Below are 7,896 nucleotides of genomic sequence, written 5' to 3' on the forward strand. Positions count from 1 at the left end.
AGCTGGTGCGGTCGGAACACCAGCAGCAGGCCGCCGACCAGGTATCCATCGGCAACAGCATCGGCAGCCTTCGATTCCTGGGATCGATGGATTGGCGCAAATTCGTCGAGTCGACGAGCTCCGTCGACCGGGCGCTGCGCGAGGACCCCGGCGGGGTCTACGGCCGGATGGATTTCGCCACCCGCGACCGGTGCCGCCACGTCATCGAGAGGACCGCGAAGCGCACCCGCTTGTCCGAGACCGCGGTGGCGGAACTTGCGATCCGGCTGGCCTACGAGGGATTGTCCGGGTGCGGCGCGGCCGACCGGTCGGCGCACGTCGGCTACTACCTGATCGACAAGGGCCTGCCGCGGCTGGAACGCGCGGCGGAGGTTCGCCCGTCCGTCTACGAGACGCTCCGCCGAACGGCGGGCCGGCATCCCCTGCTCCTCTACCTGGGGTCGATCGCGCTGTTATCGGCGTTGCTCACCGGGGGATTGCTGGCAAAGGCGTACGACGGCGGGGTGCGGGAGGGACCGCTCGTACTGCTGTGCTTCCTCTCGTCGCTTTGCGCGAGCCAGCTGGCGGTGGCGCTGGTGAACTGGCTGGCCACGTTGCTCGCGGCGCCGCGTCCGCTCCCGCGAATGGACTACTCCGAGGGAATTCCAACGGAATCGCGCACGCTGGTGGTGGTCCCGACGATGCTCACGAGCGTCCGCGGCGTGCAGGACCTGGTCGAGGGGCTGGAGGTCCGTTATCTCGCCAATCGGGACGACAACCTGTATTTCGGGCTGCTGACGGACCACCGGGACGCGGCCGGGGAAACGACTCCCGAAGACGGGCCGTTGGAGGAGTCGGCCCGGAAGGGGATCGAGGAGCTCAACAGAAAGTACGGGAACGCGGACGGCGGCGCGTTCTTCCTCTTTCACCGCCCGCGCCGCTGGAACCCCCGGGAGCGGATCTGGATGGGCTACGAGCGCAAGCGGGGGAAGCTTGCGGAATTGAATTTGCTTCTCCGCGGCGGCGCGGCGGATCGATTTTCCCTCGTGATCGGCAACACGGCGGCGTTGCCGGACGTGAAGTACGTGATCACCCTGGACACGGATACGCAGCTGCCCCGGGACTCGGCCCGGCAATTCGTCGGGGCCATGGCGCACCCGCTGAATCGCCCGCGGTACGACGAGGCCCTGCAGCGCGTCTCCGAGGGGTACGGAATCCTGCAGCCGCGCGTGGCCGTGAGCCTCCCGTCGGCGAGCCGGTCGCTGTATGCTCGGCTGTTCGGCAGCGAGCCGGGAATCGATCCGTACACGCGGGTCGTCTCCGACGTGTACCAGGACGTGTTCGACGAAGGGTCCTTCATCGGCAAGGGGATCTACGATGTCTATGCGTTCGAACGCGCGCTCAAAGGGCGGTTTCCCGAGAACCGGATCTTGAGCCACGATCTCCTGGAAGGGTGCTACGCGCGGTCGGGACTGTTGAGCGACGTGCATCTGTACGAGGAGTACCCGGCCGACTACCGCGCGGACGTGAGCCGCAGGCACCGGTGGGTCCGCGGGGATTGGCAGATCGCGGGCTGGCTGACGTCGCGCGTTCCAGGGCCCGGCGCGGTCCGCAGCCGGAACCCGCTCCCGGGACTGTCCCAATGGAAGATCCTGGACAACCTCCGGCGAAGTCTCGCGCCCTGCGCGTTGACGCTCCTGTTGCTGCTGGGGTGGACCACCCTGTCGTCCGCCGGGTTCTGGACCCTCTCCGTCCTCGGGATCCTCCTGGTCCCCCCCGCAATGGTCTCCGTTCACGAGCTGTTCCGGAAGCCGCCCAACGTGCCGTTGCGGCAGCACCTTTCCGCCGCGGCGCGCTCCGCCGGCCGGAACTTCGCGCAGGCGGCCTTCACGATCGCGTGCCTGCCGCACGAGGCGTATTTCAGCATGGATGCGATCGTCCGAACGGCCGGGAGGATGCTGTTCACGCGCAAGCGGCTTCTCGAGTGGAGTCCGTCCGGCGACGCGGAGCGCAATCTCCGGACGGACCTCGCGGCGTTTTTCCGCGCGATGTGGTTCGCCCCCGCGATCGCCGCGGTCGCGACGCTTCATCTGGCGCTGTCGATGCGGGGCGCGTTGCCGGTGGCTTGGCCCGTACTGTGCCTGTGGATCGCCTCCCCCGCGATCGCCTGGCGGGTCAGTCGGCCGCTCGCCCGCCGCGAGGCGCGGTTGACGGCGGAGCAGATCTGCCATCTCCGCAGGATCTCGCGAAAGACATGGGCGTTCTTCGAGGCGTTCGTCGGCCCGGAGGACCATTGGCTCCCCCCGGACAACTACCAGGAGTACCGCATCGGTTCGGTCGCCCATAGGACCTCGCCGACCAACATGGGGCTGGCGCTCCTCGCGAACCTGTCCGCCTACGACTTCGGGTACCTTCCCGCGGGACCGCTCCTCGAGCGGACGGAGAACGCGCTCCGCACGATGGAGGGGATGGAGCGGCATCGGGGCCACTTCTTGAACTGGTACGACACCCGGACCTTGAAGCCCCTGCCGCCGCTCTACGTTTCGACGGTGGACAGCGGGAACCTCGCGGCCCTGCTGCTGACGTTGCGGGCGGGCCTGCTCGAACTTCCCGAACATCCCATCCCGGGAGCGCGAAGCCTGGAGGGACTGCGCGACACGCTGGGGGTCCTCACGGACTCCGTGAAAGGGGAATCTCCGGTTTCCCTCGCCCGGTTCCGCGAGGAGCTGGATGCCGCGTGCGGCGCTCCGCCGGCTACCCTCGCGGCGGCGCGGGCATGCTTCGAGCGGCTGGCCGATCGCGCCGCGGCGGTCGCCGACGGTTTCGATACCGCTACCGATGGCGAAGCGGGCGGGTGGGCCGGCGCGCTCGAGCGGCAATGCCGGGCCGCCCTCGAGGAGGTGACGTTTCTCGCGCCGTGGATGACGCTGCCGGCCTCATCGGAAGTTCCGGGCGGCGTCCCGGGGCTCGGGGGGATCCCGACCCTGCGGGAGCTGGCGCGCCTGACGGCGGAAAGCGATTGGCCGCCGGAGCTCCGGCGGCTCGTGATCGAGGGAGGCCGCCGCGCCGGCGAGCGGATCGAGGCGATCGAGCGCCTCGCGCTGCGGTGCGGTGAACTCGCCCGGATGGAGTACGACTTCCTCTTCGACAAGGGGCGTCATCTGCTGGCGATCGGGTACAACGTCGGCGAGCGCCGGAGGGATCCGGGGTGCTACGACCTGCTGGCCTCGGAAGCGAGGCTGTGCACATTCGTCGCCATCGCGCAGGGGGAACTGCCGCAGGAGAGCTGGTTCGCCCTCGGGCGCCTGCTGACCACCGCCGGCGGAAGGCCGATCCTCCTTTCGTGGAGCGGCTCGATGTTCGAGTACCTCATGCCGCTCCTGGTGATGCCTACGTACGACGACACGCTGCTCGACCAGACCTGCAAATCGGCTGTGGAGCGGCAGATCGAGTACGGGAGGCAGCAGGGTGTGCCGTGGGGTGTGTCGGAATCCGGCTACAACACGGTGGACGTCCGCCTCAACTACCAGTATCGCGCGTTCGGGGTCCCCGGCCTGGGGCTCAAGCGCGGGCTCGCCGAGGACCTGGTCGTCGCCCCGTACGCCTCGGTCCTCGCGCTGATGGTGGCGCCCGAGGAGGCGTGCCGGAACCTGGAACGGCTCTCCGCGGAAGGGGTGGAAGGGAAATACGGCTTTTTCGAAGCCGTCGACTATACCCCTTCGCGTCAACGACGGGGACAATCCGGCACGGTGGTCCGCTCCTTCATGGCGCATCACCAGGGCATGAGCCTCCTCTCGCTGGCGTACCGGCTCCTGGACCGTCCGATGCAGAAGCGGTTCGAGTCGGACCCGCAGTTCCAGGCGACCACGCTGCTGCTGCAGGAGCGCGTTCCGAAGGCCCAGGCGTCCCACACGCTCGCGTCCGAACTCTCCGGCGTGCGGACGACCGCCGCGGGGACGGAGATGCCGCTGCGCGTGTTCGACAGCCCCGCCACCCCGGTACCGGAGGTGCAGCTGCTGTCGAACGGCAGATACCACGTGATGGTCACGAACGCCGGCGGCGGGTACAGCCGCTGGAAGGACATCGCGGTGACGCGATGGCGCGAGGACGGCACCTGCGACGACTGGGGCATGTTCTGCTACGTCCGGGACGTCGCGAGCGGCGAGGTGTGGTCCGTCGCGTACCACCCGACGCTCAAACGGCCGGACACGTACGAGGCGATCTTCTCCGACGCGCGGGCGGAGTTTCGCCGCCGCGACCGCGAAATCGACATGCACACCGAGATCGCGGTGTCCCCGGAGGACGACGTCGAGCTCCGCCGCGTCCGGATCACCAATCGGTCCCGAACCCGACGGTCCATCGAAGTGACGAGCTACGCGGAGGTGGTGCTGGCTTCGTTCGCCGCGGACGAGCTGCATCCGGCGTTCGGCAACCTCTTCGTCCGGACCGAGATCGTCCGTCAGCGGGGGGCGATCCTCTGCACCCGCCGACCCCGTTCCCTCGCGGAGAAGGCGCCGTGGATGCTTCACCTGATGGCCGTGCACGGGGCGGAGACCGGGGAGGTCTCCTACGAGACGGACCGCATGGCGTTCGTCGGACGGGGAAACACCGTCGCGGATCCGCAGGCGATGCGAGACTCCGCGGATCTCCCGGGAGGCGAGGGGTCCGTGCTGGATCCGATCGTCGCGATCCGGCACCGGATCGCGGTCGACCCCGACGAAACGGCGACGGTCAACATCGTCACCGGAATCGGCGAGACCCGCGCCGCCGCCCTGGGACTGGTCGAGAAGTACCAGGACCGCCGTCTCGCCGACCGGGTCTTCGACCTCGCGTGGACGCACAGCCAGGTGGTCCTGCAGCAGCTGAACGCCACGGAGTCCGATGCTCAGCTGTACGGGCACCTCGCCAGCTCCGTTCTCTACGCGAATTCATCGCTGCGCGCCGACGCGAGCCTGGTCGAGAAGAACCGCCGGGGGCAATCCGGCCTCTGGGGCTACTCCGTCTCCGGCGACTTCCCGATCGTGCTGCTGCGGATCGGGGACCCGTCCAACATCGAGCTGGCGCGCCAGCTCGTGCAAGCCCATGCGTACTGGCGGTTGAAGGGATTGACGGTGGACCTGGTGATCTGGAACGAGGATCACGCCGGGTACCGGCAGCAGCTCCAGGAGCAGATCCAGGGGCTGATCTCCGCCGGCCTGGAAGCCAACCTGACGGACCGGCCGGGGGGGATCTTCCTGCGACTCGCGGAACAGATATCGAACGAGGACCGGATCCTGTTCCAGACGGTCGCCCGTGCGGTCCTCACCGACGCCAAGGGGACGCTATGGGACCAGATCCACCGCCGGCGCGTCCCCGAATCGGCCATCCCGCCCTTCCGGCCGGCCCGCGTCCGCCGGGCAGAGACCCCGGCCGAAGCCGGGCCGCCCGGGGCCGGCCTCATCTTCTTCAACGGGCTGGGAGGGTTCACCCCGGACGGGCGGGAGTACGTGATCCGGACGGAGCGCGGGCGGGTCACCCCGGCGCCGTGGGGGAACGTGCTGGCGAATCCCCGCTTCGGAACCGTCGTTTCGGAGAGCGGTTCCGCCTACACCTGGGGGGAGAACGCCCATGAGTTCCGCCTCACTCCCTGGCGAAACGACCCGGTGATCGATCCGAGCGGAGAATCGTTGTACATCCGCGACGAGGAGAGCGGCCATTTCTGGTCCCCCACGCCGCTGCCATGCGACTCCGCGTCGCCCTACGTCAGCCGGCACGGATTCGGCTACAGCGTATTCGAGCACTCGGAGGGCGGGATCCGCTCGGAACTGTGGATGTACGTCGCCATGGACGCGTCGATCAAGTTCTCGGTGCTCAAGGTGCGAAACGAGTCCGGCCGATCCCGCCGGCTCTCGGCGACGGGATACGTGGAATGGGTGCTGGGAGACCTGCGGTCGAAATCGGCGATGCACGTGGTCACCCGGATCGACCCCGTAAGCGGCGCGCTCTTCGCCCGGAATCCCTACAACACGGAGTTCGTGGGCCGGGTCGCCTTTTTCGACGTGGACGATTCGGCCCGGACCGTGAGCGGCGACCGTACGGAATTCCTCGGGCGCAACGGCACGGCCCGGAGGCCGGCCGCCATGACCCGGTCGCGGCTGTCCGGAAAGGTCGGCGCCGCGCTGGATCCGTGCGCCGCGATCCAGGTTCCCTTCGATCTGGCCGACGGGCAGGAGCGGGAGATCGTCTTCCGGCTCGGCGTCGGCCATAACGCCCAGGACGCCGGCAATCTGGTGCACCGGTTCAGGGGATCCGCCGCCGCCCGCGACGCGCTGGAAGCGGTCTGGCAGTACTGGAAGCGCACCCTCGGAGCGGTGCAGGTCGAAACGCCCGACCCGGCGGTGAACGCGCTGGCAAACGGCTGGCTCCTGTACCAGACGCTGGCGTGCCGGCTTTGGGCCCGGAGCGGATACTACCAGTCGGGAGGCGCCTTCGGGTTCCGCGACCAGTTGCAGGATGCGATGGCGCTCATCCACGCCGAACCGCGGCTGGTCCGCGAACATCTCCTCCTCTGCGCGTCCCGCCAGTTCCGGGAGGGGGACGTCCAGCATTGGTGGCATCCTCCGTCGGGCCGGGGGGTGCGCACGCGCTGTTCGGACGATTTCCTGTGGCTGCCGCTGGCGGCGTGCCGTTACGTCCTGTCCACCGGGGACACGGGAGTGCTGGAGGAACCCGTTCCCTTCCTTACGGGCCGCCCGCTGAACGCGGACGAGGATTCGTATTACGATCTGCCCGGCGTGTCCGACGAAACGGCTCCCCTGTACGAGCACTGTGTCCGGGCCATCCGGAGGGGACTCCGGTTCGGCGAGCACGGGCTGCCGCTCATCGGCTCCGGCGATTGGAACGACGGCATGAACCTGGTGGGGGAACACGGGAAGGGCGAAAGCGTCTGGCTGGGATTTTTCCTCCATGAAGTGCTGTCGCGGTTCGCCGGGATCGCCCGCGCCCGGGGCGACGTCTCCTTCGCCGACCGGTGCCGGGCCGAGGCGGAACAGGTGCGCGGGAACATCGAGCGGAACGGATGGGACGGGGAGTGGTACCTTCGCGCGTTCTTCGACGACGGGTCCCCGCTCGGTTCGGCGGGCAATCCCGAATGCCGGATCGATTCGATCGCGCAAAGCTGGTCGGTGCTCTCCGGGGCGGCCGATGCCGAACGGTCCCGCACGGCGATGGACTCGGTGGATCGACATCTCGTTCGCCGCGACCATGCGCTGGTCCAGCTCCTGGACCCGCCGTTCGACAAGTCGGAGATGAATCCCGGGTATATCCGGGGGTACGTCCCCGGCGTGCGGGAAAACGGCGGACAGTACACCCACGGGGCGGTCTGGGCGGCGATGGCGTTCGCGGCGCTGGGCGACGGCCGGCGGGCCTGGGAACTGCTGGCGATGATCCATCCGGCGAACCACGCAAGCACCCCGGAAGGGGTGGCGACCTACAAGGTGGAACCGTACGTCGTCGCCGCCGACGTCTATTCGTCGGGGCCCCACCGCGGACGAGGCGGATGGACGTGGTACACGGGCTCGGCCGGCTGGATGTACCGGTTGATCGTGGAGTCCCTGCTGGGAATCCGCCGGGAAGCGGATACGCTTCGGGTCGTTCCGTGTCCGCGGGAGGAGTGGGAAGGATTCACGGTGTACTACCGGTTCCGGGAAACGGATTACGAACTCATCGTCCGGCAACCGCCGGCCGGGCAGGGCGGACCGAGTGTGGTCGTCGACGGGATCGAGCGGCCCGACGGCACGATACCGCTCGCGGACGACCGGAGGAAACACACGGTCGAAATCAACCTTCCTCGCGCGCCAGGTCGCTCTCCGTCGCCCCGGTGAGGGCGAGAAGTTCGTCGGGCGTCGTCCGGAACATGTTGTTCGTCTCCCCGGCCGC

At 68.6% G+C, this 7,896-nt stretch carries 1 protein-coding gene; it reads left to right on the top strand.

Translation table 11 applies throughout. The annotated features are described in order from the left end of the window. Positions 1–7,841 (top strand): cyclic beta 1-2 glucan synthetase (locus HZB86_01775; GenBank protein ID MBI5904276.1); only part of this gene is annotated, 7,841 nt, incomplete at its 5' end. Positions 7,842–7,896: the final 55 nt, after the last annotated feature.

Source organism: Deltaproteobacteria bacterium (assembly GCA_016234845.1).
GTDB lineage: Bacteria > Desulfobacterota > Deferrimicrobia > Deferrimicrobiales > Deferrimicrobiaceae > JACRNP01.